The 26,494-nt window shown below is 52.4% G+C and carries 18 protein-coding genes, 3 tRNA genes and 2 pseudogenes; 15 read left to right on the plus strand and 8 right to left on the minus strand.

Features of this window, described 5'->3' with window-relative positions; translation table 11 throughout:
- Positions 1–25 precede the first annotated feature (25 nt).
- Together yhdP and tldD are read left to right on the plus strand one after the other, a co-directional pair.
- Positions 26–3,844, plus strand: coding sequence for an AsmA2 domain-containing protein YhdP (gene yhdP, locus O3W44_RS14605; RefSeq protein WP_269293624.1), 3,819 nt, complete (start codon positions 26–28; stop codon positions 3,842–3,844).
- A 64-nt stretch (positions 3,845–3,908) separates the two neighbouring features.
- Positions 3,909–5,354: a metalloprotease TldD gene (gene tldD / locus O3W44_RS14610; protein WP_269293625.1), complete on the plus strand. Its 1,446-nt coding sequence runs from the start codon at positions 3,909–3,911 to the stop codon at positions 5,352–5,354.
- Between the two features lie 31 nt (positions 5,355–5,385).
- On the opposite strand, the gene aaeR is transcribed toward tldD, so the two are convergent.
- Positions 5,386–6,303 (minus strand): HTH-type transcriptional activator AaeR, encoded by a 918-nt coding sequence (aaeR, locus tag O3W44_RS14615; protein WP_269293626.1) that lies wholly within the window; start codon positions 6,301–6,303, stop codon positions 5,386–5,388.
- Between the two features lie 244 nt (positions 6,304–6,547).
- Between aaeR and aaeX the strand changes: the two genes are divergently transcribed.
- From aaeX to O3W44_RS14640, 5 genes and pseudogenes are all read left to right on the plus strand, one after another.
- Positions 6,548–6,751: a p-hydroxybenzoic acid efflux pump operon protein AaeX gene (gene aaeX / locus O3W44_RS14620; RefSeq protein WP_269293627.1), complete on the plus strand. Its 204-nt coding sequence runs from the start codon at positions 6,548–6,550 to the stop codon at positions 6,749–6,751.
- A 7-nt stretch (positions 6,752–6,758) separates the two neighbouring features.
- A complete protein-coding gene (gene aaeA / locus O3W44_RS14625) occupies positions 6,759–7,691 on the plus strand; it encodes a p-hydroxybenzoic acid efflux pump subunit AaeA (RefSeq protein WP_269293628.1) in 933 nt (310 codons plus the stop codon).
- Between the two features lie 5 nt (positions 7,692–7,696).
- Positions 7,697–9,649: a p-hydroxybenzoic acid efflux pump subunit AaeB gene (gene aaeB, locus O3W44_RS14630; protein ID WP_269293629.1), complete on the plus strand. Its 1,953-nt coding sequence runs from the start codon at positions 7,697–7,699 to the stop codon at positions 9,647–9,649.
- A 111-nt stretch (positions 9,650–9,760) separates the two neighbouring features.
- A pseudogene (locus tag O3W44_RS14635) lies at positions 9,761–11,214 on the plus strand (NAD-dependent succinate-semialdehyde dehydrogenase).
- Positions 11,215–11,270: 56 nt separating this feature from the next.
- Complete coding sequence (locus tag O3W44_RS14640; protein ID WP_269293630.1) at positions 11,271–11,540, plus strand: barstar family protein; 270 nt, start codon at positions 11,271–11,273, stop codon at positions 11,538–11,540.
- Positions 11,541–11,596: 56 nt separating this feature from the next.
- On the opposite strand, the gene yhcN is transcribed toward O3W44_RS14640, so the two are convergent.
- The 3 genes from yhcN to argR all read right to left on the minus strand — a co-directional run bounded on the left by yhcN (position 11,597) and on the right by argR (position 13,206).
- Positions 11,597–11,860 (minus strand): peroxide/acid stress response protein YhcN, encoded by a 264-nt coding sequence (yhcN, locus tag O3W44_RS14645; protein WP_269293631.1) that lies wholly within the window; start codon positions 11,858–11,860, stop codon positions 11,597–11,599.
- Between the two features lie 112 nt (positions 11,861–11,972).
- On the minus strand, positions 11,973–12,245 hold the full coding sequence (locus tag O3W44_RS14650; protein WP_269293632.1) for a YdgH/BhsA/McbA-like domain containing protein: 273 nt from the start codon (positions 12,243–12,245) through the stop codon (positions 11,973–11,975).
- A 490-nt stretch (positions 12,246–12,735) separates the two neighbouring features.
- On the minus strand, positions 12,736–13,206 hold the full coding sequence (argR, locus tag O3W44_RS14655; RefSeq protein WP_269293633.1) for a transcriptional regulator ArgR: 471 nt from the start codon (positions 13,204–13,206) through the stop codon (positions 12,736–12,738).
- 544 nt (positions 13,207–13,750) lie between these two features.
- Between argR and mdh the strand changes: the two genes are divergently transcribed.
- Positions 13,751–14,689, plus strand: coding sequence for a malate dehydrogenase (mdh, locus tag O3W44_RS14660; protein ID WP_269293634.1), 939 nt, complete (start codon positions 13,751–13,753; stop codon positions 14,687–14,689).
- 41 nt (positions 14,690–14,730) lie between these two features.
- Here mdh and mscM read toward each other — a convergent pair whose 3' ends face one another.
- From mscM to rsgA, 3 genes are all read right to left on the minus strand, one after another.
- Positions 14,731–18,060, minus strand: a complete 3,330-nt coding sequence (gene mscM, locus O3W44_RS14665) for a miniconductance mechanosensitive channel MscM (protein ID WP_269293635.1) — start codon at positions 18,058–18,060, stop codon at positions 14,731–14,733.
- 14 nt (positions 18,061–18,074) lie between these two features.
- Positions 18,075–18,974 carry an archaetidylserine decarboxylase gene (gene asd, locus O3W44_RS14670; protein ID WP_269293636.1) on the minus strand — a complete coding sequence of 300 codons (900 nt, stop codon included), beginning with the start codon at positions 18,972–18,974 and terminating at the stop codon, positions 18,075–18,077.
- Between the two features lie 138 nt (positions 18,975–19,112).
- The gene (gene rsgA, locus O3W44_RS14675) at positions 19,113–20,159 is read right to left on the minus strand and encodes a small ribosomal subunit biogenesis GTPase RsgA (RefSeq protein WP_269293637.1); all 1,047 of its coding nucleotides are present in this window, start codon (positions 20,157–20,159) and stop codon (positions 19,113–19,115) included.
- A gap of 103 nt (positions 20,160–20,262) precedes the next feature.
- On the opposite strand from rsgA, the gene orn reads away from it, so the two are divergent.
- The 4 genes from orn to O3W44_RS14695 all read left to right on the plus strand — a co-directional run bounded on the left by orn (position 20,263) and on the right by O3W44_RS14695 (position 21,359).
- Positions 20,263–20,811, plus strand: a complete 549-nt coding sequence (gene orn, locus O3W44_RS14680) for an oligoribonuclease (protein WP_269293638.1) — start codon at positions 20,263–20,265, stop codon at positions 20,809–20,811.
- 269 nt (positions 20,812–21,080) lie between these two features.
- Positions 21,081–21,156: transfer RNA gene (locus O3W44_RS14685), tRNA-Gly, on the plus strand.
- A 25-nt stretch (positions 21,157–21,181) separates the two neighbouring features.
- A tRNA-Gly gene (locus O3W44_RS14690) sits at positions 21,182–21,257 on the plus strand.
- 26 nt (positions 21,258–21,283) lie between these two features.
- Positions 21,284–21,359: transfer RNA gene (locus tag O3W44_RS14695), tRNA-Gly, on the plus strand.
- A gap of 348 nt (positions 21,360–21,707) precedes the next feature.
- Here the strand turns inward: O3W44_RS14695 and queG are convergent.
- Positions 21,708–22,846 (minus strand): annotated as a pseudogene (gene queG / locus O3W44_RS14700) (tRNA epoxyqueuosine(34) reductase QueG).
- On the opposite strand from queG, the gene nnr reads away from it, so the two are divergent.
- The 3 genes from nnr to amiB are packed head-to-tail and all read left to right on the plus strand — an operon-like array spanning position 22,845 to position 26,469.
- Complete coding sequence (gene nnr / locus O3W44_RS14705) at positions 22,845–24,365, plus strand: bifunctional ADP-dependent NAD(P)H-hydrate dehydratase/NAD(P)H-hydrate epimerase (protein ID WP_269293640.1); 1,521 nt, start codon at positions 22,845–22,847, stop codon at positions 24,363–24,365. The pseudogene queG and the gene nnr sit on opposite strands and share 2 nt — an antisense overlap.
- Positions 24,362–24,838 carry a tRNA (adenosine(37)-N6)-threonylcarbamoyltransferase complex ATPase subunit type 1 TsaE gene (tsaE, locus tag O3W44_RS14710; RefSeq protein WP_269293641.1) on the plus strand — a complete coding sequence of 159 codons (477 nt, stop codon included), beginning with the start codon at positions 24,362–24,364 and terminating at the stop codon, positions 24,836–24,838. Before nnr ends, tsaE begins: the two co-directional genes overlap by 4 nt.
- Complete coding sequence (amiB, locus tag O3W44_RS14715; protein WP_269293642.1) at positions 24,835–26,469, plus strand: N-acetylmuramoyl-L-alanine amidase AmiB; 1,635 nt, start codon at positions 24,835–24,837, stop codon at positions 26,467–26,469. The genes tsaE and amiB overlap by 4 nt, the downstream gene beginning before the upstream one ends.
- The last annotated feature ends 25 nt before the right edge of the window (positions 26,470–26,494 follow it).

The following is a 26,494-nucleotide window of genomic DNA, read 5'->3' on the forward strand; positions in this document are numbered from 1 at the left end:
TCGCGGAAGGCAAGGAGAGGTGTGAGTGAAGCAGTTGCCGAGAATTTTGTTACTGCTGGTCGCAACGATCATTGTGATTGTGGCGTTGCTGGTCAGTGCGCTGCGTCTGGTGATGCCGCATCTCGACAGCTATCGCAGCAACATCATGCAGTTTGTCTCTGCAACCAGCGGATTACCGGTAACGGCAGGCAAGCTGCAAGGCAAATGGGAAAACTTCGGTCCAACACTCCAGATCCGCGACCTGGACGTGGCAATGAAGGACAATGGCAGGCTCACTATCTCTCGCGTCAACCTGGCGCTGGATGTCTGGCAATCGCTGCTGCACTGGCGCTGGCAGTTCCGCGATCTGACCTTCTGGCAATTGCATCTCGACAGTAATCGCCCGCTGCTGGCGAATGACAAAGAAAAAAACAGCTTTAAGCCAGCCCAAATTAATGAACTCTTTTTACGCCAGTTCGACCACTTCGATCTGCGCGACAGCGCCATTCGTTTTTTAACGCCATCCGGCCAGCATGCTGAACTGGCGATCCCGAAACTCACCTGGCTCAATGAAAAAACGCGCCACCGCGCTGAAGGTGAAGTCAGTCTTTCCAGCTTTACCGGCCAGCACGGCGTGGTGCAGGTACGGCTCGATCTCAACGACAGCAACGGCTTACTCAATGACGGGCGCATCTGGATGCAGGCGGATGATGTTGATGTACGCCCGTGGCTGGGGCGCTGGATGCGTGACAATACACGTCTCGACAGTGCGCGTTTTAGCCTGGATGCCTGGGTCAGTTTGCGTGATGGCGATATCTATGCAGGCGACTTACTGTTGCGTAAAGGCGGTGCCAACTGGCAGGGCGAAAACGCTCCGCACCGGTTAGAGGTAGATGGCTTAACAGCGCATTTGTCACGCTTTCAAAATGGCTGGATGGTTACCGTTCCACAAACGCGCCTCAGCACCGACGGCTCGCCGTGGCAAGCGGGTCATTTTTCACTGTTGTGGCGACCAGAAGATAAGCAGTTATTAGGCGCCAGCCAGCCGGCAGAAGTGCGCATCCGCGTCACGCAACTGGATTTACAGCACATCGCACCGGTAGTGCCTCTGTTTGCGCCTTTATCTCCGGCGCTGTTTGAAAACTGGCGCGCGCTGCGTCCGCAGGGCCTCATCGACGGACTGGCGTTAGATATTCCATTACAGCAGCCCGATCAGACCCGTATGCAGGTGAAATGGCGCGACTTTAGCTGGCAACACTGGCAGCTTTTGCCCGGTATAAGCAAGCTAAGTGGCGAAGCGCGCGGCAGTCTGAGTCACGGTCAGGTAAAAGTTGCTATGGGCCAGGCGACTGTGCCGTATGGCAACATGTTTCAGGCGCCGCTGGAAATTAATCACATTCACGGTTCGCTGGGTTGGTTGCGCGATCAACACGGCCTGACGCTGGATGGTCAAAATCTTGATGTGCAGGCGCGCTCGCTATGGGCGCACGGTGACTTCCGTTACCAGCAAAACACAGGTAGCCAACCGCGACTGGATATCCTGGCCGGTATTCGTGTCACCGATGCGGGCGACGCCTGGCGCTATTTCCCGGTGCCTTTTATGGGGCATGGTCTGACACAGTATTTGAGTGGGGCGATCAAAGGTGGCAAGGTCGATAACGCCACGCTGCTGTTTGCCGGTAATCCTGAGTTATTTCCGTTTAAGCATAACGATGGCATGTTCCAGGTTTGGGTGCCACTGCGTCAGGCAACCTATGCCTTCCAGCCCAAATGGCCTGACATTAACAACCTCGATATTGATCTGAATTTTATCAACGATGGTCTGTGGATGAACGCGCCAGCAGCAAAACTGGGCGAAGTAGACGCGCGCAATGTCAGTGTCACTATTCCCGATTATCTGAAAGAAAAGCTGCTTGTTGATGGTGATGTCAGTGGTGAAGGCAGCCAAATTGCGGATTACTTCCAGCAGACACCGCTTAAAACTTCGCTGGGCGCGGCGTTAGAGCAGTTGCAAATCAAGGGCAACACCAAAGGTCATCTTAAGCTTGATATTCCCCTGGATGGTAAGCTGGTTCATGCCAGCGGTAACGTAATACTGAATAATAATGATCTGCATATCAAACCGCTTAATACCACGCTCACGCATCTTACCGGTCGCTTCCGATACAACAACGGTAATCTGGAAAGTGAAGAGATGCAGGCGAACTGGTTTGGTCAGCCGCTTGGGGTCACCTTCAGCACCAAAGAAAATCCAGATGATTTTGGGGTTAACGTTAAACTACTGGGTGACTGGCAGCCCGGTAAAATCACCCAGATCCCTCAACCCTTCCGCAAGCAGCTTGATGGTCATTTGCCGTGGCGTGGCAACGTTGATATCACACTGCCGCACAAAGGTGGCGCGCAATATGACATTGCGTTAAACGCTGAGGCAAAAGAAGTAAGTAGTCGCTTACCTGCGCCGCTGGATAAAAAAAGCGGGGAAGCGTTACCCGTGACGGTAAAAGCGCATGGCGATCTGCGCCGCTTTGATCTGAGCGGCAGCGTAGATGAGCATCACCGCTTCAACAGCCGCTGGATCCTGACACCACAACTGCGTGTTGAACGGGGAATCTGGCTAAATGACGCGAAACGTACTCCAGCCTTACCTGAAACAAAGGGAATGGTATTGGACTTACCTGCTATGGATGGTGAAGCCTGGGCCGCCTTAATGGGCGCAGGCGGTGGCAGCGCCGGTAATAAAGGCGCACGTCAGGTTGGCGGCGCGCTAATTCCAGGCAATATCGTTTTGCGTAGCCCGGCAGTCAAACTGGCGGGGCAGCAATGGCATGATGTTGATGCATCGCTGGCAGAAACCACCAGTGGCGCAACGCTGGTAAGCGTTAAGGGTAAAGAGATTCGCGGACAGCTTGTCATGCCAGCTGCTGCGCCGTGGCAAGTCGCACTTGATTATCTCTATTACAACCCGCAGTGGGGCGACAGCCAAAAGCAAAGCACTTCGCCGCTGGCGCAACAGTCGAAACAGATTAATTTCAGCGGCTGGCCCGCTTTGCAGTTGCGCTGTGCTGAGTGCTGGATTCTGGGGCAAAAATATGGCCGGATGCAGGCAAACTTGCAACCGAAGGGCGATACGTTAGCACTTACTAACGGTTCGGTAGATACAGGCAGCTCACAGTTGGCCCTAACCGGCGAATGGGTTAATCGTCCCGACGATCAGCGCACCTCGTTGAAAGGAACGTTGAAAGGGCAGAATATCAATAATGCCACCAACTGGTTTGGCATGAACACACCGCTGCGCGACGCGCCCTTTAACATAGAGTACGATCTGCACTGGCGCTCTGCGCCGTGGCAGCCTTCAGAAAAAACGTTGAGCGGCACGCTGAAAACACAGTTTGGTAAGGGGCAAATCGCTGATGTTAATACCGGCGCGGCAGGACAACTCTTGCGGCTGGTGAGTTTCGACGCCTTACTGCGCAAGCTTCGCTTTGATTTCAGCGACACCTTTAATGACGGCTTCTACTTCGATTCGATCAACGGCACCGCATGGATTGAAAATGGTGTGATGCGTACCGACAACCTGTTAGTGGATGGGCTGGAAGCTGACATCGCCATGCAGGGCAAAATGGATTTGGTACAGCGTCGGATTGATATGGAAGCAGTAGTTGCGCCAGAAATCTCCGCTTCAGTAGGCGTCGCGACTGCATTCGTGGTAAATCCAGTCATAGGGGCGGCGGTATTCGCCGCCAGTAAAGTGCTGGGGCCGCTCTGGAACAAGATTTCGCTGCTGCGCTATCACATCAGCGGCCCGCTGGATAAACCGGAAATCAACGAAGTGCTACGCAAACCGCGTGAAAACAGCAGTAAGTGAATTTGACGCCGTACCGGAATTGCCGCAGGCTATGATTATCCGAGCACATAATGAGTGAGAAACGATGACTCTGAACCTGGTAAGTGAGCAGTTGCTAACTGCTAACAACATTAATCAGCAGGACCTTTTTTCCCTGTTAGGGCAGCTTTCAGAACGTCGTCTGGATTATGCCGATCTCTATTTTCAGTCCAGCTTCCACGAATCCTGGGTGCTGGAAGATAAAATCATCAAAGATGGCTCCTACCATATTGATCAAGGTGTTGGCGTACGTGCGGTTAGCGGTGAAAAAACCGGTTTCGCCTATGCCGATCAAATTACGCTGAACGCTCTGCGTCTCTCATCTGAAGCGGCTCGCAGCATTGTTCGTGAGCAGGGCAACGGCAAAGCGCATACCCTTTCTGCCGTCGTAAACCGCTCGCTGTATGCTCCGGTTGATCCCCTCAGCAGCCTGACGCGTGAAGATAAAATTGCGCTTTTGCACCGCGTTGATCAGGTGGCGCGTGCGGCTGACCCGCGCGTGCAGGAAGTGAATGCCAGCCTGAGCGGCGTTTATGAGCAAGTGCTGGTGGCTGCAACAGACGGCACGCTGGCTGCAGATGTCCGTCCATTGGTACGTCTTTCAATCAGCGTGCAAGTGGAAGATCAGGGCAAGCGCGAGCGCGGTTCAAGCGGCGGCGGTGCGCGTACCGGTTATGAATTTTTCCTTGCTGATGAAAGCGGTGACGTGCGCGCCGATGTCTGGGCGCGTGAAGCGGTGCGTATGGCATTAGTAAACCTTTCCGCTGTCGCTGCGCCCGCAGGTACGTTGCCAGTGGTTTTGGGGGCAGGCTGGCCAGGCGTATTGTTGCACGAAGCTGTTGGTCATGGTCTGGAAGGTGATTTTAACCGTCGCGGTACCTCTGTCTTCAGCGGAAAAATGGGGCAACTGGTTGCCTCTGAGCTGTGTACGGTTGTGGATGACGGCACGATTGATGGCCTGCGCGGTTCGCTGGCCGTTGACGATGAAGGTGTGCCGGGTCAGTACAACGTGCTGATCGAAAATGGCGTGCTGAAAGGCTACATGCAGGACAAACTGAACGCACGACTGATGGGAGTGAATCCCACCGGAAACGGCCGCCGTGAATCCTATGCCCATCTGCCGATGCCGCGCATGACCAATACGTATATGCTGGCCGGTAAATTGACGCCGCAAGAGATTATTGAAAGCGTGGAGTATGGTTTGTATGCGCCGAATTTTGGCGGCGGTCAGGTTGATATTACGTCGGGTAAATTTGTTTTCTCAACGTCCGAAGCCTATCTGATCGAAAACGGCAAAGTGACTAAACCAGTGAAAGGTGCCACGCTGATTGGTTCAGGGATTGAAGCCATGCAGCAGATCTCTATGGTCGGTAACGACCTGGCGCTGGATAAAGGTGTCGGGGTCTGCGGTAAAGAAGGACAAAGCGTGCCGGTTGGTGTGGGGCAACCGACACTGAAGCTGGACAAGCTTACGGTTGGCGGCACCGCCTGATGTAAAAACAACCCGCCACTCTGGCGGGTTGTTAGTTTTTACGGTGCTGTTGATACTGTTCAGCGACCTGCGCAAAATACTCTGTCAGATAATCGATACAGACCTGTACCTTCAGCGGCAGCTTATCCTTTTCGGTATACAGCGCATAAACGGGCCGGGGATCGGACTGATATTGCGGAAACAGAATATCGATTTCTCCCGCCGCGATTTCATCACTCACCCACATCATTGGCACATAAGCGATACCGTTTCCGGCTTTCAGCCAGCGTATTAGCGTGAGTGAATCATTGGTGACGAAGCGGCCCTGTGGCGACAATCGCGTCACTAATCCTTCCGGTGCAATGAGCTCAAAATTATTGTCGGGCCGTACGCTGTACTCCAGCCAGGCAAAATTACTGATGTCCCCTGGCTTCTCTGGGGTGCCGTGTTGCGCCAGATAGCTTTTCGCCGCGCACACAACCATTGGCATGGCACCCAGGCGGCGGGAAAACAGGCTGGAATCTTTTAACGCGCCGACGCGGATCACTAAATCCAGCCCATCGGCAATCAGATCGGGAGCCGGAATACCGGTGACCAGATTAACGCTCAGTCCCGGATACTCGCGCAGCATATTGCTGGTCATCTCAGCAAGAACGTTTTGCGCCATGGTAGAAGAGCTGCCAATGCGCAGCACACCAATGGGCGTGTTGTTGAAAGCATAAAGCTGCTCGTGGACCTGCATCGCTTCCGCCAGCATACGCCGACAGCCCTGATAATAAATTTTGCCCGCTTCCGTAAGTCCAATGCTGCGTGTACTGCGGTTAAGTAGCTTTACCTGCAGTTCATCTTCCAGTTTCGCGACTATCTGACTAATAGACGAAACGCTAAGGTGCAACTGACGTGCCGCAGCAGTAAAAGAACCTAATTCAACCACTTTGGCAAAAATCGACATGCCTTTAAGTCGTTCCATTATTTACTCTGGCTAAAAAGTGATTTAGTTCACATTCTGTAGAAAACGTATAGTCAAGCGCGTTACTATAAGCACGCCGGGGTATTTCCCGGTGATTCTGCATTGTCTGTTATCACCCGATGATACGCTATTATTAAGCCATCCGTGGTTCGGATGTGGCAGCTAAGCTGCATCTCATCAGGTTAAGAACATGCGTTCCGTCAGGCAACGGAGTATCCCGGCAACGTCGAACTAAGGATTTCTGATGAGTGTGCTTCCGGTATTTGTCGTGTTTGGGCTCTCTTTTCCGCCCGTTTTCATCGAATTAATTATTTCACTTATGCTGTTCTGGTTAGTGAAACGCGTGCTGACGCCCAGCGGTATTTACGATCTCGTCTGGCATCCGGCACTTTTTAATACAGCACTTTACTGCTGTGTGTTTTACCTTGTATCCCGTCTATTTGTCTGAGGTTTAAGTGAAAGCACTTATAAGAAAAATCGCGCGTTACGCGATTACTCTCCTGCTCGTTATCATTGCTGTCATCATTATCTTTCGTGCCTGGGTGTTCTACACCGAGTCACCGTGGACGCGTGATGCCCGATTCTCTGCTGATGTTGTGGCGATCTCGCCGGATGTAACCGGCTTAATCACGGATGTGCCTGTACATGACAACCAGCTGGTGAAAAAAGGCGATACGCTGTTTGTCGTTGATCGCCCGCGCTATCAAAAAGCCCTCGATCAGGCCCAGGCAGACGTCGAGTATTATCAGGCGTTAGTCAGTGAGAAACGTCGTGAAGCGGGACGCCGTAACCAGTTAGGCACCGTTGCGATGTCGCGTGAAGCTATCGATCAGGCTAATAACGATCTGCAAACCAGCGAACACCAGCTGGCCAAAGCCATTGCAACCCGCGATCTGGCAAAGATTGACCTTGAGCGTACCACTATCAAAGCGCCGTCCGATGGATGGGTGACAAACCTCAACGTATTTGGCGGTGAGTACATTACGCGCGGATCGGTGGCGGTGGCGCTGATTCAGCAACACTCATTCTACGTGCTGGCTTATCTGGAAGAGACCAAACTGCATGGCGTTCAGCCGGGATTCCGCGCTGAAGTCACGCCGTTAGGTAGCAACATTGTCCTGCGTGGCACCGTTGACAGTATCGCGGCGGGCGTGACCAACAGCAGCAGCTCGGTGGACACTAAAGGCATGGCTACCGTGGATTCGAATCTTGAATGGGTTCGCCTGGCGCAGCGCGTACCGGTGCGTATTCGTCTCGACCAGCAGCCTGGCAACCGTTTCCCGGCGGGTACGACTGCAACAGTCGTTATCACCGGTAAAGCGGATCGTCAGCATACTGATGCCTCGCCAATGACGAAGCTATTCAATCGACTGCGTGAGTTTGGTTAAGCGTTATGATTGAGTTCCTGCGTTTTCCGGTAAAGCTGACGTTTGCGCTGGTGGCTGCGCTGATGATCGGCTTTCATCTGGACTTAGAAACACCGCGCTGGGCAGTAATGACGGCGGGCATCGTGGCAGGCGGTACTGCATTTGCGGCTGGCGGCGATCCCTATTCAGGTGCGCTGCGCTATCGGGGCATTTTGCGTATTATCGGCACCTTCATTGGCTGTATCGCTGCGCTAACGATTATGATCGCCACAGTACGTGCGCCGGTTGTGATGCTGCTGCTGTGCTGCATCTGGGCGGGATTATGCGTCTGGCTCTCTTCTCTGATCAAAGTCGAAAACTCCTACGCGCTTGGTCTGGCGGGTTACACCGCCTTGATTATCGTCGTGACTGCGGATGCCAGCGGCGGGCTGATATTAGCGCCGCAGTATGCGGTTGAACGCTGTAGCGAAATCGTATTAGGCATTTTATGCGCGATCCTGGCGGATATGATCTTCTCACCGCGATCGATTAAAAAAGTGATCGATCAGGAAGTTGATTCACTGCTGGTGGCACATTATAAGTTGCTGCAACTCTGCGTGGCGCACGGTGACAAAGAGGAAGTAGATAAAGCGTGGAGCGCACTGGTTCGCCGTACCACAGCGTTAAACAGTATGCGCAGTCAGTTAATGATGGAATCTTCGCGCTGGCAGAACACCAGCCGCCGTTTGCAAATGCTTAACACGCTCTCGCTGACGCTGATTACCCAGGCCGCAGAAACCTTTCTGATCCAAAATGCTCGCCCCGATTACATTGCGCCGCAGTATCGCCTGCTGATTGAAAAGGATGTCGAAAACGTTGATGACGTGCATAAACGCATGAAAATCATGCGCAGGGTAATCAGCGCCAGCAGTAAAGCCACGCCGCTGACGCTGGCGAGTTGGGTTGGAGCCGCAACGGAATATCTGCTGTTAATCAACGGCATCAAAAGCAACAGCCGTATCACCACGCTGGAAGAGCGCATTTTGCAGCGCGAAGTTGTCATTCAGGCGCGTTCCGCCGAAACGCATCACGCGATGATTAACGGTATACGTACCTTTGTGGCAACGGCGCTGGGGTCGTTATTCTGGCTATATACCGGCTGGACGTCAGGCAGTGGCTGTATGGTGATGCTGGCGGTTATCACTGCGCTGGCGATGCGCATGCCGAATCCGCTGATGATGGCCAAAGACTTCCTGTATGGCATGACGGTAGCGGTGCCGCTAGGCGCGCTTTACTTTATGTATATTTTACCGGCCACTCAGCAAAGTGCTGTTCTGCTTTGTATTGCGATTGGTTTGCTTGGCTTTATCGGCGGTATCTTTGTTCAGCGACGCCAGCTCGGTACGCTTGGTGCGCTGATCGGTACTATCAACGTAATTGTGCTGGATAACCCCATGCAATTTGAGATCAAGGTGTTCCTTGATAACGTGCTGGGCCAGGTCATTGGCTGCTTTGTGGCAATGATGGTGATCTTGCTGATTCGCGATAAATCCAAGGCGCGCACGGGTCGTAAGCTGCTTAATCGTTTTATGTATGCTGCGGTTTCGGCAATGACCACTAATCAGGCGCGGCGCCGTGAGAACCATCTGCCTGCGCTGTATCAGCAGCTGTTCTTGCTGTTGAATTTGTTTCCTGGCGATATTGATAAATATCGCATCGCGCTCACGCTGATTATTGGCCATCAACGCTTACGCAACGCAGAAATACCGATAAATGAGGATTTGTCCGCTTATCATCGGCAACTGCGTTATACCGCCGATCGCGTGATTTCTGCCGGTAGCGATGAGAAACGCCGTTACTATTTTGAGCGGTTGCTGAAAGAGTTAGCGATTTATCAGGAGAAGCTGGCGCATTACGAGGCACCAGCGAGCGTCACCGAGCCGGTGAAGCGGCTGGCAACAATGTTAGACAAGTATCAAAACACCCTTATCCAAATCTGAAACCAGCCGCTGCCTTCCGCAGCGGCTGACACAATCCCATCTCGTCACAAAACCTGTCGTTTTTGCCAACTATACTTTCTTCATGGAAAGCGAAACTCACAGGAGCGATCAATGAATTCTTCATTACAAGACAGCGAACTGTTTCAAACGGGTTTTCTGGCGGGTGGCCAGTGGCAGACCACAACAGCGACGTTTGATGTAACCAATCCGGCCACGGGTGAGGTTATCGCGCAGGTGGCGAAAGCGGGTAAAGCTGAGACGGAAAAGGCCATTGCTGCCGCTGCGGCTGCTTTTCCGGCCTGGCGTGCGCAAACCGCCAAAGCGCGTGCTGAGATCCTTAATCGCTGGTATCAGCTAATGATTGAAAACAAACGCTGGCTCGGTCAACTCATGACGGCTGAACAGGGCAAGCCGTTGAAAGAAGCCGAAGGTGAAGTGGAATATGCCGCCAGCTTCATTCAGTGGTTCGCGGAACAGGCCAAACGTGCCAATGGTGAAATCATTCCTCCGGCAAAAACTGGCTCGCGCATTCTGGCGACACGTGAACCCATTGGTGTCGTGGCAGCGATTACGCCGTGGAATTTTCCCATGGCGATGCTGACGCGCAAACTTGGCCCGGCGTTAGCCGCAGGATGTACTGGCATCATCAAGCCTGCCAACAACACACCACTGAGTGCATTCGCTTTACTGGCGCTGGCAAAAAAAGCGGGCGTGCCCGACGGCGTACTGAATGCAGTCGCGGGTGATACGCATGCGATCAGCGATGCGATTATGGCCAGTAAAGAGGTGCGAAAAATTTCTTTCACCGGTTCGACTGAAGTCGGCAAATTGTTGATGCGCAACGCGGCTGAAACAATGAAGAAAGTGTCGATGGAACTGGGGGGAACGCGCCTTACATTGTGTTTGAGGATGCTGATATTGATGCAGCCGTGCAGGGTGCGATTGCCAACAAGTTCCGCAATGCCGGGCAGGTATGCGTTAGCGTAAACCGCTTCTTTATCCACAATGCGGTTTACGATCGCTTTGTGAATCAACTCGCCGCGGAAGTGAAAAAGCTCAAAGTCGGAAACGGCATGGAAGAGGGCGTGGTTGTCGGCCCGCTGATCGAACCCTCAGCGGTCGAAAAAGTTGAGCAACATGTTAAAGATGCGCTCGGCAAAGGGGGAAAAGTGCTGACGGGAGGCGGTCGTCATGAGCTGGGCGGTAACTTCTGGCAGCCAACCGTGATTGCCGATGTGAATGAAAGCATGCAGTTAGCGCGAGAGGAGACCTTTGGCCCGGTTGCAGCCTGCTTCCGTTTCGATGATGAAGATGAGGTCATTCGACGCGCTAACGATACCGAATATGGCCTTGCCGCTTATTTTTATACTCAAAATTTACAGCGCGTATTTCGCGTTTCCGCCGCGCTGGAAAGCGGCATGATTGGTATCAACGAATGCGCAGTCTCTACAGAGCTGGCTCCGTTCGGTGGCGTAAAAGAATCGGGCCTGGGACGTGAAGGATCGGTACTTGGCATGGAAGAGTATCTGGAGATCAAAACGCTGCACCTTGGCGGCCTGAGCTAGTTTCACATCACCGGGCGGCGAATGTCGCCCACCGTTGGAGGATGGGAGCGGTCCGCATGAAAACCGAGCGTTTTGACTTCAATGAGATTGTTGATCAGGCGCATTTCTTTCGCCAGTTCAGCGAGCGTTTTGCCATAGAAGACAGGCGTATATGCGATCTGGATGGCTTATGGGATGTGGTCACCAGCGCAACGCTACCGATGCCGCTGGAAATTGAATTCGTGAATTTGGGAAAAGGGCAAAAAAGGCGCTACGGCGCACTGATTTTATTATTTGATGAAGCAGAAGAGGAGCTGGAGGGCCAGTTCCATTTCAACGTGAAATAAATTAAAAAGGGCCCCGGAGAGCGGGGCCAAAGGGTTCGTCAAAAATTGACGAGGAATTATTTATAGAGTTCTGCAGTGATGTGATAGTTATCGCCGGTACGCGCTTCAATCACTTTATAGGCACTGGCACCTTGTGCATCGGCTTTCTGTGAAAGCTGAGCACGATAATCCATTGGCGCACCTGCAGTACCGCTAATGGTTATGGTACCCGCAGGCTGCATGTTTTGTGCTTGCTCACCGGTAACCAGTTGGGCAGCGGAGGCACCAAAAGCGATAACGGAAAGTAAGCTAACGGTAGCGATGGTTGTTTTGATTTTCATAGTTTATCTCCTCATTACAATCAACAACCTGCGGCGTTAAAAAAGAGAGCGGGTCGTCGATTTCTTCAGGCATTTTTCAAACGCCGGATGGGTTAATCTTTATTTCAGCTAATTATTTATACAGCTCAGCAGTGACGTGATAAGTGTCGTCCTGATTGTTCTCAATAATGCGATAGTGGCTTGCGCCCTGTGCATCTGCTTTCTGCGACAGTACCTGGCGGACGTTGGTCTGGTCGCCGTCACGGCCACTCACGCTGATGGTTTGGTTCATTGATTGCAGGTTCATATCCTGTGCCTGCTGATTTGAAATCAGGCTGGCAGCGTTAACGCCAAATGACAGGGCAGAAAGCATACTCAGGGTGGCGATAGTTGATTTAATGTTCATGAATATTTTCCTCGTCGTTGGTTTTTCTCTTTTTATTGATGTGATTTGCATCACGAAAAGAAGTATAGAACTAATAACGTCAGAAATTAATACTCTGCTAATAATGTTTTTTTGTGATTCTTTATCCTTATGGCAACTTTTAATAACCATGAGTTATAAAAACCGATGAATAAGTGAGCATAAGTGGTTAATTTCATGTTAAAACAGTAATATGCGTCACTTTATCCTTTTGTGCGAAAAATCATGGTCGATAAGGCTGTGGTTTAATTTGAAAGCAGGAAGAGACACTAATTGTCAGGTGTAAAGCAGCGTAAAGTAGCGAGAGAGGTTATCACGATTAAAAGGTCTGACCCATTTTTCAGGCAACAAAAACGGGACAATCAGCGCACGTATGCACTGTTTTAATAATTAAAACAAAAAATTAATGTTGTAGGGATGGTGCGAGACAGGACGTAACCGGCAGGTTAACTGCCGGTAGACAAAGCGATATTTAAAGCTCTTGTTCGAATAACACCAGAATGGCGTCGTGGAGTTGCTTAACCGTAAAGGCGCGCGCAGGGGTAATGAAGATAGTGTCATCGCCCGCAATGGTGCCAAGAATCCCTTCTGATTTTCCTAACGAATCAAGTAAACGTGCAATAAGCTGCGCTGCGCCAGGGCTGGTATGAATGACCACTAAGGCATCGTTATAATCGATATCTAACACTAAATTCTTGAGCGGGCTGGTGGTTGTCGGCACGCCCAGTTCGGCCGGAAGGCAGTAAACCATCTCCATTTTGGCGTTACGTGTGCGTACCGCGCCAAATTTAGTCAGCATACGAGAAACCTTTGACTGGTTGATGTTCTCGAAGCCTTCCTCTTGCAGCGCCTGCACAATTTCCCCTTGGGAACTAAATTTTTCTTCTTTTAATAGAGCTTTAAAAGCTTTGATCAAATCGTCTTGTTTTGATGGGTTTCGCATAGGCTACCAATAAAAATAGGGAATAACCGGGATTCAGCCCACGGCAGAGCGAGGATTATGCATATAAATGAATTTTTATGCAATTGGTTGGTAAGTGAACAGCATGAATCGGTTAGCGGGCGGGGATAATAACAAAAAAATGTGACCGGGCCAAAAGGCTCCTTAAGCAGGCAAACAGACAATGGTTGCAGAGTTGTTATACTATGGGTGATGTAGCAACAGATAACGATTACGGCCGTTCTCTGTCTGCCCTCGGCAAAGTTGTCGGTCATTCAGGTTATATCCGGCATGCTTCAGGCTGCTAAGCAATTGACTGCGCACCTTTTTCCGCACTGAGTAAACTCATCGGGATCATGTGTCTGTCATCTGCCTGCACCCTGAAACATCAAGGTAAGTAGATGATTAGTCAGTTATGAATCCGGAAATTAAGTGCGCAAGCACGTAGAATGAGTGCGGATACTCGTCATCGCCTGAGCAGTTGATTAAGGTCTGACACAGATGGAATTTCGGCTCTTCTCTGCCCCACCTTAATAAGGAGTTAAGAATGAAAGTTGCCGTTCTCGGTGCCGCGGGTGGCATAGGCCAGGCGCTCGCACTTTTACTCAAAACGCAGCTTCCTGCGGGTTCAGAACTGTCCCTCTACGATATTGCACCGGTTACGCCGGGCGTTGCAGTTGATCTCAGCCATATTCCCACTGCTGTAAAAATTCAAGGATTTAGCGGTGAAGATGCTACACCTGCACTACAGGGTGCGGATGTGGTGCTGATGTCTGCTGGCGTCGCGCGTAAGCCAGGCATGGACCGTGCCGACCTGTTCAATGTCAATGCCGGCATCGTGCGTAACCTGATCGATCAGGTGGCACAGACAGCGCCTAAGGCCCTGATTGGTGTGATTACTAACCCGGTCAACACCACCGTGGCCATTGCCGCTGAAGTCCTGAAAAAACACGGCGTGTATGATAAAAACCGGCTGTTTGGCGTGACGACGCTGGATATTATTCGTGCCAACACCTTTGTGTCGGAGCTAAAAGGCAAATCGCCAGGTGAAATTGAAGTGCCGGTAGTCGGTGGGCATTCAGGTGTGACTATTTTGCCGCTGCTGTCACAGGTCAATGATGTCAGCTTCAGCGATCAGGAAATCGCAGATTTAACCCGGCGCATTCAAAATGCGGGCACTGAAGTGGTTGAAGCCAAAGCCGGTGGCGGCTCAGCGACACTCTCTATGGGACAAGCAGCAGCGCGATTTGGCTTATCGCTCGTGCGGGCGCTTAAGGGTGAAGAGAACATAGTGGAATGTGCTTATGTTGAGGGCGACGGTGAGTATGCGCGTTTCTTCTCACAACCTTTGCTGCTGGGTAAAAGCGGTATCGTTGAGCGCAGGCCTTTAGGCAACTTAAGCCGTTACGAACAGCAGGCGCTTGACGGCATGTTAGAAACCCTGAAAAAAGATATCGAGCAGGGCGAAGCGTTCGTTAAGCAGTAACCAGTCGTTAAAACGCCCGGACCAGCCGGGCGTTTTTTTGCCTATAAGCCGCCAGATTTAAAGGTTCGTGCAGCAGGCGCACCATTGCTGGCAGGCATCTTTTTGCCCAGCGTTTCCATACGCACCTGAAATGGCGGGAAGGGCATTTCAATGCCGTGTTGCTCAAAGCCTTTCAGAATCAGTTGGTGCAGTTCATGTCGCAATGGCATGCGATGCCCCATCTCTGCGGCATGAATACGCAGCTCGAACAACTGGATACCCTGTTGTAGATCGACCAGGAATATTTCTGGCGGCGGCATATCCAGCACATAGCTACAGCGTTCAGCCGCCTGCTTCAGTATGTTCGTCACTTCTTCGCTGTTCACTTTGGCAGGCGCCGGGATCGTCAGAACCACACGCGTGACCGAATCTGACAGCGACCAGTTAACGAACTGCTCAGTGATAAAGGCCTTATTCGGCACAATAATCTCTTTGCGGTCCCAGTCGGTGATGGTGGTTGCACGGGTATTGATGCGGGTAATGCTGCCGGTCAGATCGCGAATCGTCACGGTATCGCCAATACGAATTGGCTTCTCAAACAAGATAATCAGACCAGAAATAAAATTGGCAAAAATCTCCTGCAAACCAAAACCTAATCCCACACCGAGCGCGGCGACCAGCCATTGCAGTTTTGACCACTCAATACCAATCAGCGAAAAACCGATCAGGCCACCAATCAGTAACAGCAGATATTTGGTTAAAGTGGTAATGGCGTACCCCGTACCCGGTGTCAAATCGAGGTGCTGCAACAGAGCCAGTTCCAGCAGGGCGGGCATGTTGCGCACCATCTGCGTTGTGATAATAAACACCAGAATGGCAATCAGCACTGAACCAAGCGTAATCGGCTGAATGCTCTCTACGCCCTGAACAGACGTGCTGACATCCCACAGGCGGATATTCTCCAGAAAGCCAAAGGCTGAATGGATTTCTGACCACAATACAATCACAGAAACCAGAGCGATTAGCGTAAGAATCGAACGAACCAGCCGCAGCGATTGCGCACTGATCGCGTCGAGATCGATAACAGGCTCTTCCACTTCAATGGCATCAACATTCTGCGCGCTTTGCTCTTTTTCCTCTTCACTTCGTGCGCGGTTAGCGAGCATGTCAGCACGTCGCTGTCGGGCACGATCAAAACCAAGGCGGCGACGCTGAATCAGCATCCAGCGACGAATGATATGGTAGATAATTAACAGCAGAAACCAGATTGCCACCGACGTTTCCAGACGGGCCAGCAGCGCCTGCGCCGTTGCCAGATAACCGATCGCCGAGGCGAGGGCGGCCAGTAACGGAATCGCAATCATCAGGTTCCACAGTACGCGGTTGATGATATTGTCACCATTGCCCTCTTTATCGAGATAGAGCGGTATCCCGGCACGTTTCAGGCTCACCGTGACCAGGCTAAGGGCGCCGCAAATCAGGATAAAACAGAGACGACCAAGCGATGAGGAAAACTGACGATCTTCCAGGTTGCCAAAGGCAATCAGCAACATAATCAGCGGCACGATCAGGCCAATGCTCAATGAGTAATAGCGCATTGCGCGTGCGACGCGGGTTTGTGGCCACCGAAAGTGGACAATAAACAATCCGTTAGAACGCGCAAACGCGGCACTGATCATAAATGCCCAGAGCAGCGGCAGCGTAGCCGTGATGCCATCACCAATCGCCACGGCAACCGGATAGGGCCAGGCATTTTGTAAGCCGTAACCGAGCGCGCCCCACAAAACAGGCAGCGGTAACGCAACCAGAATTGACCAGAACACAGTGCGAATGGTTAAGCGGAAGCGATCCTGTGTGACCTTACCGACTTTACCGGCGGCACGCGCCAGAAACGCATTAAAATGACGGCGAGAGCTGATACTGAATCCCACCAGCAGTACCGCACCTAAAATCGGTAACACCGTTGCCCGGCTGGTAAACATCATCGCCAGGGCTTTGCCCAATTGGCCTAACGTATCAAGCGACAGCAGGCGTGACAGATCCCTTGCTAAATCAACGGGGTAACTCAGGCTGACGGGGCTGACGTCAGCGGTCCAGAACAGATAGCGATGCGTGGCATCTTTAACTTCGGTCAATGCGTCCTGGAGCTGAGTGTTAGCCACTTTTAACTTGGTAATCTCAAGGATTAACGTATCACAGCCAGAGATCAGTGAGTTAAGCAGCTCTCGTTGTGTTTTTAACTGGGCATCAAGAATGCGTTTCTGCTCAGGGGTAAATGGCTGACCATCGGCCTGATGGGCTTTACGTAACGCATCCTGACGTTCCAGCAAATCTTCATAATAGAGACGTTGCACGCGCAGCTGCGCCATTTCATTGTCAATTTGCTGAGATTTAGGCATCTCCGGTAAGCGTGCAACCTGCGCGCGCAGAGCCTCGCCTAGCAAATTTGAAGCCCCCAGCCATTGGGATTGCTCACGTAAAGTAGTGAGGGCCTGACGTACCTGAATAATCTGATTGGTGGCAAGACGCTGCTGCGAAGCGACCAAATCCATGCGCTGCGCCTGCTGATTCAGCGAGCCGGAGAGGTCACGGTTAATCCGAAACTGATCGCTGATCGAGGAGGGGAGATCACCGCTGTTTTCAGCTAGCTGCTCTGTGCGAGCCAGCGCCAGTTCCGCCTCACGCTGCCGTTGTTCGTTGAGCTGATTGCGCAGCGCCTGCAAATAATTATCTAACTGCGCAGCTTTACGCTGATGAAGCTCCGCACGCATCCGCGCCAGCTCCTGGCGATTGTTAGCTGACAGCTGTGCCAGCTCCAGTTCATCAACACGCGCTTTATTGGCCGCATTTTCTGCCTGACGTGTGGTCAGCTGAGTCTGAGCCTGCGGTGTGGCGTTATCAGCCCCCTGCAAACGGCGTCCGCTTTCTGTCATTGCACGGCGCGCTTCGGTCTGCTGCTGTGGAAGTTGTGACAGCGAATCGCTGATTTCGCGTGCGCGATCCTGCTCCTGCTGTGCCTGACGTCCCTCTTCCAGCAACTGGCTACTGACCTGCAAGATCTCCTGATCCAGCTCGGCGCTGCTCATATTACTGCGAATGGATTTACTGCTGTCGTTGAGAGAGGCTATTTGCTGGCGTAATTCACGGGCGAGGCGCGGAAAGTCATCAATGACCTGCTGATACTGCTTTGTCCGCTCCAGAGAATCATCACGCTCGCTGAGAAAGTTAAGCGCGGCTTCGATCGACTGGATCTGTTCCGCCTGAGCAGGCGAGCTTTTAGCGGCTTTCACCTCTTCAAGCTGCTGTTTTAATGAACTGGCATCAGGAACACTGGCTGCTAATGCTGAAGTGCTGAGCCACAGGCTCAGCAGCAGGAAAAGGATCGAACGCACGGGGGAACACTCAATTATTTAGCGATAACATCAGCGGCTTCAGCGGGCAACGGCAATGTCATTGCCAGCGGCTGACCCAGACGCGTTTTGCTTTCGGCTTCCAGACTGGCAGCCAGTCTGACACGACCAGGCGTGAACAGATTGATAACAGTAGAGCCGAGTTTAAAACGGCCCATTTCCTGGCCCTTCAGCAACACAACCGCACCTTCATCATCGGCAGCCGGATAGTGCCAACGCTTAATCACGCCTTCGCGTGGCGGCGTAATCGTACCCGCCCAGACGGTTTCAATGCTACCCACAATGGTTGCGCCTACCAGAATTTGCACCATTGGGCCGATATCGGTATCGAAATAGCAAATAACGCGCTCGTTACGGGCAAACAGATTAGGAATATTGCGCGCTGTCAACGGGTTCACCGAGTAGAGATCGCCTGGCACATAAATCATTTCACGCAGGATGCCATTACAGGGCATATGCACACGGTGATAATCACGCGGGGCCAGATAGATCGTCACAAACTCACCATCGCGGAACTGCGCCGCCATCTGCTCATTGCCCGCCAGCAATGCCTCAAGCGTGTAATGATGGCCTTTAGCCTGGAAAATCTGGTTGCCATCAATATGGCCCAACTGGCTGATCGCGCCATCTGCAGGCAGGACAACCAGGCTCGCATCAGGATCAACCGGGCGTGCGTCATCTTTCAGTGGGCGCACAAAAAAGTCGTTAAACGTCCGATAGCTGGCGGTATCTGGCTTGCGTGCTTCTGCCATGTCAACTTTGTAGAACCAGACGAAAATGTCGATGACCAGTTTAGTCAGCCAACCCGCACGGCGGCTTGCGCCCCAGCCAGCAAGTTCAGTCAGCCATTTCTTTGGGAGAACATGATTCAAGGCGAGTTTAAAACGATCAAACACCGTAGCCTCCTGGCTATATATCGCGACATTAATAAAAAAGGGAGCGGATTGTAGCAGCGCCCCGGTCCGATGGCGACTCTGCCCGCTATACTTCACGCCACGGCGTGTATTATTTGGCCAGAGAGGCAGTGATGCCGGTTAATCTTCGTTAGCGAAGTTTTTACGTGTTTTTACCTGCGCCATGCTTTCCAGAATGCGGTGATAGTTATCGAACCGGGAGACATCGATTTTACCCTCGTCTACCGCTTCGCGAATAGCGCAGCCGGGATCGTTGCCGTGTTTGCAATCACGGAATTTGCAATTGCCGAGAAATTCACGAAATTCGACAAATCCGCGCGTGATTTGTTCCGGTTCAAGATGCCATAAACCAAACTCACGCACGCCAGGAGAATCAATCACATCGCCGCCGTGCGGAAAGTGATACAGGCGCGCGGCGGTGGTGGTATGTTGACCAAGGCCGGAAACGTCAGAAACATCGTTAGTCAGGATCGCCGTTTCTTCTTCACTATCCAGGCCGAGCAGGGCGTTTAACAGGCTGGATTTCCCTACACCAGATTGGCCCGCAAAAATGCTAACGCGATCGGTAAGCGCAGCCTGTAGTTCATCAAGGCCATTCTTCGCCCGGCTGGAGACCATCAGGACGCGGTAACCAATCTGACGATAGATAGTCATCTGCTCATCGACAAAAGCACGCGCTTCGCTATCCAGCAGATCGGTTTTGTTCAGCACCAGCAGCGGTTCAATACCCAGCGTTTCACTCGCCACCAGATAGCGGTCGATAATATTCAGCGATAATTCCGGTAAGATTGCCGACACAATAATAATTTGATCGATATTGGCGGCAATGGGTTTTACGCCATCGTAGAAATCGGGTCGGGTTAGCACGCTGATGCGTTCGTGAACGGCCTCAACGATGCCTTTACCGCCGCTGTGCGCAGGGCGCCAGACGACGCGATCGCCGGTCACCAGTGAACGGATCGTTCGACGAATGTTGCAACGATGGGCGATGCCAGCACTGTCTTCGACATCGGCATGCATGCCGAAGCGGCTGACCACTACGCCTTCAGCTGCCTCGCCAAACAGATTATCGTCCGCTTCCGGCTGATCTTTCCGCTGGTTAAGACGACGCTGATGGTTAGCACTTACACGGCGTTGTTGACCTTTCGACAGTTTATTTTTACTCACTCATCCTCACACGGCGGTTGCCAGGCTTCGCCCTGCTGGGCAAAACGTCTATGATACACCCTAAACACCGTTATTGACGACTACAGCAACAGCAGGAAACAGCATGGCTACTGGAAATGAAAACAATTTAATCTGGATTGATCTGGAGATGACCGGTCTCGATCCGGAACGCGATCGCATTATTGAAATCGCCACTATTGTCACCGACGCCAATTTAACTATTTTGGCGGAAGGCCCGGTGATGGCGGTGCATCAGTCGGATGCGCAGCTGGCGCTGATGGATGACTGGAATGTGCGTACTCATACCAATAGCGGCCTGGTGGAACGCGTAAAAGCCAGCCCGTTTGACGATCGTGCAGCGGAACTGGCTACCATTGAATTTCTCAAACAATGGGTTCCGGCTAACACCTCGCCGATTTGCGGTAACAGTATTGGTCAGGATCGTCGCTTTTTATTCAAATATATGCCAGAACTGGAAGCCTACTTCCACTATCGCTATCTGGACGTCAGCACGCTGAAAGAACTGGCGCGTCGCTGGAAACCAGACATTCTACCCGGCTTCAAAAAAACCGGTACGCATCAGGCGTTGGATGATATTCGCGAATCGGTTGCTGAACTGGCTTATTACCGTGAACATTTTTTACAGCTCTAACCGGCTGCATTGTTCATGTTAAAAGCGGGCAGGGCGCCTGTCCGCCCATTTGGTAGCCTCGCGCCTGTGACGCGTCGAAAATAGCGGCAAAAATAAACCTTGTTGCTACAGGTTACAGGAACAGGGTGCGTAATAAGTCGTCATATTGCTGCTTTAATCAGCAAACGCATCGAAAGCGAAAAATTTTGCTTTCAGACGCTTGCAGCAGAAACGATTTCTCGTATAATGCGCACCCCGTACCGGTGAAGAATTTATTAACGGTACAAGGCGCGGGAATAGCTCAGTTGGTAGAGCACGACCTTGCCAAGGTCGGGGTCGCGAGTTCGAGTCTCGTTTCCCGCTCCAAATTTGTTTTAGCAGTACCCTCTTTGCGGGAATAGCTCAGTTGGTAGAGCACGACCTTGCCAAGGTCGGGGTCGCGAGTTCGAGTCTCGTTTCCCGCTCCAAAATTTGTTTAGCAGTACCCTTCTATGCGGGAATAGCTCAGTTGGTAGAGCACGACCTTGCCAAGGTCGGGGTCGCGAGTTCGAGTCTCGTTTCCCGCTCCAAATTTTTAGTCAACGTTAAATCAGTCTTTTGTTAACTTGTTGATAAATGCTGTTGTGACATCCTTATCCAGGGTTATCCACAGCATGACGCACCGTTAATGACGCTATTCAGGGCGATCTACAAAAGTGTTTTGAACAGAGTTATCCACAGGCTGCTCTGATAAATACCTCGCTAGCCTAATTCTCAAATAAACACAACTTCAAGATAACTTATTGAAAATTAAGATAATGTAAATATTTCAATTTGTGATTTAGCTTATCTGATAACGTTACGCCAGTTGAATGACAACAGCTTTTTAATTTTATTCACAAGGTGTGGAAAAGCAGTTTAACTCTCCGGTTGCGCAATCACGCATCACGCGGCAATCCTTTCTCTACTGCACGAACCAACCGTTTTGCTGCGCAGGCTGCACTTCAACGACAAGCTGTTCGCGTTTCTCCTGCTGTTGCCGCAGCGCCCACTCAATATGTTCATCCAGTAGCGCATGTTCGCCGCGTCGCTGCATCAACGCTGAGACAACGTCTGCTGACCAGGGCGCATTTCCCAAAGCGACAGCAATATTACGCAGCCAGCGCAAATGCCCAATACGTCGAATGGCTGAGCCTTCCGTAACACGTAAAAACTTAGCCTCGTCCCACTGAAACAGGGCAATCAATTCAGGCGCATGCAGCGCAGCGCGTGGAGAAAAATCTGTTTCGTCGCTGAGCTGGCCGTAGCGGTTCCACGGACAAATAAGCTGACAATCATCACAGCCATAAATCCGGTTGCCCATTAAAGGGCGAAATTCTTCCGGGATGGCACCTTCCAGCTCAATGGTGAGATAGGAGATACAGCGGCGGGCATCGACAACGTAAGGTTCAACGATGGCATTGGTTGGACAGATCGTCATACAGGCGACGCAACGTCCACACTGCTCTTCTTGCGGCTGATCGACGGGCAATGGCAGATCGATCAGTAACTCACCAAGAAAAAACCATGAGCCTGCTTCGCGGTTCAATATCAATGAGTGTTTGCCTGTCCAGCCCAGACCGGCTTTTGCCGCCAGCGGGCGTTCCAGCAGCGGTGCCGAGTCGACAAACGGACGAAAATTAAGCGTTTCACAGGCTGACTGAATCATTTCTCCGAGCTTTTTCAGTCGATTGCGCAATACTTTGTGGTAATCACGTCCCAAAGCATAACGGCTGACGTAACCCAACCGGGGGTTTTTCAGGGTGCTGGCAAAGGCGGCTTTCGCCGGGAGATAATTCATGCGAACGCTGATGACGCGCAGCGTACCGGGCAATAACTCATGCGGCCTGGCGCGCATCATGCCGTGGCGCGCCATCCATTCCATCTCGCCATGATATTGCTTATCCAGCCACGCTTGCAGGCGCGGCTCCTCGGCACTGAGATCGGTATCGGTAATGCCGACCTGCTGAAAGCCGAGATCCAACCCCCACTGTTTAATCTGTTGAGCGAGTTGATGAAGATCGAGAGGATATGACATGAGTGACCAGGATTCAGAGAAAAACAGCCGCAGTTTACCATATTCTGTCTGGCCTGCGCAGGCGCTGGCGGCGCTGGAGCGCAATGCTGCTGACCAACTGGGCATAACGCTGTATGAATTGATGCAACGTGCGGGTCAGGCAGCCTATGAACATATTCGGGCGCACTGGCCGGATGCACAACACTGGTTGATTCTGTGTGGTCATGGCAACAATGGCGGTGATGGTTATGTTGTTGCACGCCTGGCGCAGGCAGCGGGAAAGCAGGTCACGCTGCTTGCCTGTGAGAGTGAAAAGCCCTTACCTGAAGAGGCGCAAACGGCGCGCGATGCGTGGCTGAAGGCGGGCGGAGAGATTCATGCGGCAGATACGGCGTGGCCAGAACAGGTTGATATTATTGTCGATGCGCTACTGGGCACAGGCAGTAATCGGGCACCCGTTGCGCCTTATTCAACCCTTATTCAGCAGGCTAACGCGCACGCGGCGCCTGTTTTGTCTGTTGATATGCCATCGGGGCTTTCTGCTGCCAACGGTAGCGCAGCAGGGGATGTAATGGCCGCGACTCATACATTAAGTGTGGTCGCGCTGAAACCGGGCCAGATAACCGGCAAAGCGCGTGATTTTGTCGGCGCGTTGCATTACGCCGATTTAGGCCTGAGTGCCTGTCTGGCGGGCGAATCCGCACCGATGGCGCGTTATGATGCAACTTTTTTATCGCACTGGCTCAAACCCCGCAGGCCGACCTCACATAAAGGCGATCAGGGACGCCTGCTGGTAGTCGGCGGGGACACTGGCACTGCGGGTGCCATTCGCATGACATCAGAAGCAGCACTGCGTACCGGTAGCGGCTTGGTGCGAGTGCTTACTCACAAAGATAATATCGCCCCTGTTCTTACTGCCCGACCAGAAATTATGGTAGATGAATTAACGGATGAACGATTGACCGAAGCTCTGGAGTGGGCCGATGTCATCGCGATTGGTCCAGGTTTAGGGCAGCGTGAATGGGGTAAGAAGGCGCTGAAAAGCGTGGCAGGCAGTGAAAAGCCCATGCTTTGGGATGCTGATGCGCTTAACCTGCTGGCAATCAGCGCAGAGAAACGTCAGAATCGCATCATTACGCCGCATCCCGGCGAAGCGGCACGTTTGCTGGGAATAAAGACCAGCGAAATTGAGAGTGACCGCTTACATGCAGCGCAGGCTTTAGCGAAACGCTATGGTGGTGTGGTGGTACTGAAAGGCGCAGGCACAATTATTGCCAGTGAGGCTGGCGAAATGGCGTTCGCGGATGTTGGAAATGCCGGGATGGCTTCAGGCGGTATGGGCGATGTGCTGAGCGGCATTATCGCTTCGCTGATGGGGCAGAAGCTGGCGCTTTTCGATGCTGCTTGTGCAGGCTGTGTCGCACACGGCGCAGCAGCAGACGCGGTGGCAGCACAGCGCGGCACTCGTGGCATGTTGGCAACAGATTTATTCGATCTGTTGTGGCAGTTTGTTAATCCAGAGATGAATCAAGAAGCATGAAAACCTGTGTTATTCCTCTGTCTGACGAGGCGGCAACCCTTGAATTAGGCGCTCAACTGGCTCGTGCATGTCGCAGCGCGGCGGTAATCTATTTATATGGCGATCTTGGCGCGGGCAAAACCACCTTCAGCCGCGGTTTTCTGCAGGCGTTGGGCCATCAGGGCAATGTAAAAAGTCCGACTTATACCCTGGTCGAACCCTACACTTTAGGTGAGCGTTCCCTTTATCACTTTGATCTTTATCGCCTTGCCGATCCTGAAGAGCTGGAGTTCATGGGCATACGTGACTATTTCACTGGTGACGCGATTTGCCTGGTGGAATGGCCACAGCAGGGCGCTGGCGTATTACCGCCACCGGACCTGGCACTGACCTTACGTTATGTTGGCGAAGCGCGTGAAGCGGAACTGATGGCACAATCGCCGCTGGGCCAGACATGGATTGAACAGATTGATCAAGGCAGGGATCAGGCATGATATCACGGATGAGAATCGCAATAGTGACGCTGCTACTGCTGGTAACCGCGCCACTTTTCGCCGCCAATCTTTCTGATATAAAAGTCTCAAACGGTGACAGCCAGGCAACGGTTACCCTGAGCTTTGCGGGTCAGCCGGTTTACGGCTTTTTCCCGCTGCGTAATCCCGATCGCGTCGTGCTGGATATTCGTCAGAGCGGCGTGATTCAGGGCTTACCGCTTAACTTTAGCGGTGAGAACATCGTTAAGCGCATTCGCACCAGTACGCCAAAAGATAAGCAGAGCGTGCGGCTGGTGTTTGAACTCACCCAGCCGGGTAAAACCCGCGCGGTGACGCAGCGCCAGGGTAATAACTACAGCGTAGTGTTTACCATTAAGGGGACGCAATCCGCTACGCGCAGCACCCCTTCACGCGTACCGACGCAGAATGCTTCAAAGAGCAATCCGTTTGATGCTAACCCCGTCACAGCGGTGACCAGCACAGCAAACACCGTGCGCCCCGGTAGCCGCGTTAGCCGCAACGATACCATCATCGTCGCCATTGATGCGGGTCACGGCGGTCAGGATCCGGGGGCGATGGGCCAGCACGGTTTAAAAGAAAAAAACGTCACCATTGCGATAGCGCGCAAGCTGAAAGTGCTGCTGAATAACGATCCGATGTTTAAAGGTGTACTGACGCGTGACGGTGATTATTTTATCTCGGTGATGGGCCGCTCCGACGTGGCGCGTAAAGCCAACGCCAACGTACTGGTTTCGATTCACGCAGACGCTGCGCCAAGCCATGCTGCATCCGGTGCGTCTGTTTGGGTGTTATCGAATCGCCGCGCTAACAGTGAGATGGCGAACTGGCTGGAGCAAAAAGAGAAGCAGTCAGAGCTATTAGGCGGCGCAGGCGATTTGCTGGCAAACAGCCAGGCCGATCCCTATCTCAGCCAGGCGGTGCTGGATTTGCAGTTCGGGCATTCGCAGCGTGTTGGTTATGATATTGCCGTTAAAGTTTTGCAGCAATTGCGCGGCGTAGCTTCACTGCATAAACGCCTGCCTGAGCATGCCAGCCTTGGTGTGCTGCGTTCACCGGATATTCCCTCTTTGCTGGTGGAAACCGGTTTTATCAGTAATAACTCGGAGGAGCGACTGCTTGGCAGTAGCGCACACCAGGAGAAAATTGCGCAATCGATCTATAAAGGTCTGCGCAGTTACTTCCTGGCGCACCCGCTACAATCGGTCCCAAAGGAGGAAAACCGACCGATCGGCTCGCCGCCGACGGTTAGCGTTGCCAGTCATCCGGCGACAGGCGTAACGCAGTATATCGGGGCAACGCAACGTCACACGGTTACTCGCGGTGAAACGCTTTCGGGTATTGCAGTAAAATATGGCGTCAGCATGGCGACGTTGCGTGAGATGAACAGCCTCAAGCGTGATGTCGTTTGGGTAGGGCAGCGGTTGAAAGTGCCCGCCAGTGCCACAACGGCTCAATCATCTGCGCCAGTACGCCATAAAGTTGTACGTGGTGACTCACTGACCGGCATTGCTGCGCATTATGGCGTAAGCGCCAAAGCGATTATGCAGGCCAATAATCTGAAATCGACCAACGTCATGTTGGGTCAGAACCTGAAGATCCCTGCATCCTGATTGTTCGCCCGGCTGACAGGCCGGG

The sequence above is a fragment of the Pantoea sp. LMR881 genome, from assembly GCF_027157825.1.
Lineage (GTDB): Bacteria > Pseudomonadota > Gammaproteobacteria > Enterobacterales > Enterobacteriaceae > Pantoea > Pantoea haifensis.

Coding starts and splice junctions, on each gene's coding strand:
- tldD (WP_269293625.1), top strand. CDS start 3,909: ATGACTCTGAACCTGGTAAGTGAGCAGTTGCTAACTGCTAACAACATT.
- aaeR (WP_269293626.1), bottom strand. CDS start 6,303: ATGGAACGACTTAAAGGCATGTCGATTTTTGCCAAAGTGGTTGAATTA.
- aaeX (WP_269293627.1), top strand. CDS start 6,548: ATGAGTGTGCTTCCGGTATTTGTCGTGTTTGGGCTCTCTTTTCCGCCC.
- aaeB (WP_269293629.1), top strand. CDS start 7,697: ATGATTGAGTTCCTGCGTTTTCCGGTAAAGCTGACGTTTGCGCTGGTG.
- O3W44_RS14640 (WP_269293630.1), top strand. CDS start 11,271: ATGAAAACCGAGCGTTTTGACTTCAATGAGATTGTTGATCAGGCGCAT.
- yhcN (WP_269293631.1), bottom strand. CDS start 11,860: ATGAAAATCAAAACAACCATCGCTACCGTTAGCTTACTTTCCGTTATC.
- O3W44_RS14650 (WP_269293632.1), bottom strand. CDS start 12,245: ATGAACATTAAATCAACTATCGCCACCCTGAGTATGCTTTCTGCCCTG.
- argR (WP_269293633.1), bottom strand. CDS start 13,206: ATGCGAAACCCATCAAAACAAGACGATTTGATCAAAGCTTTTAAAGCT.
- mdh (WP_269293634.1), top strand. CDS start 13,751: ATGAAAGTTGCCGTTCTCGGTGCCGCGGGTGGCATAGGCCAGGCGCTC.
- orn (WP_269293638.1), top strand. CDS start 20,263: ATGGCTACTGGAAATGAAAACAATTTAATCTGGATTGATCTGGAGATG.
- nnr (WP_269293640.1), top strand. CDS start 22,845: ATGAGTGACCAGGATTCAGAGAAAAACAGCCGCAGTTTACCATATTCT.
- tsaE (WP_269293641.1), top strand. CDS start 24,362: ATGAAAACCTGTGTTATTCCTCTGTCTGACGAGGCGGCAACCCTTGAA.
- amiB (WP_269293642.1), top strand. CDS start 24,835: ATGATATCACGGATGAGAATCGCAATAGTGACGCTGCTACTGCTGGTA.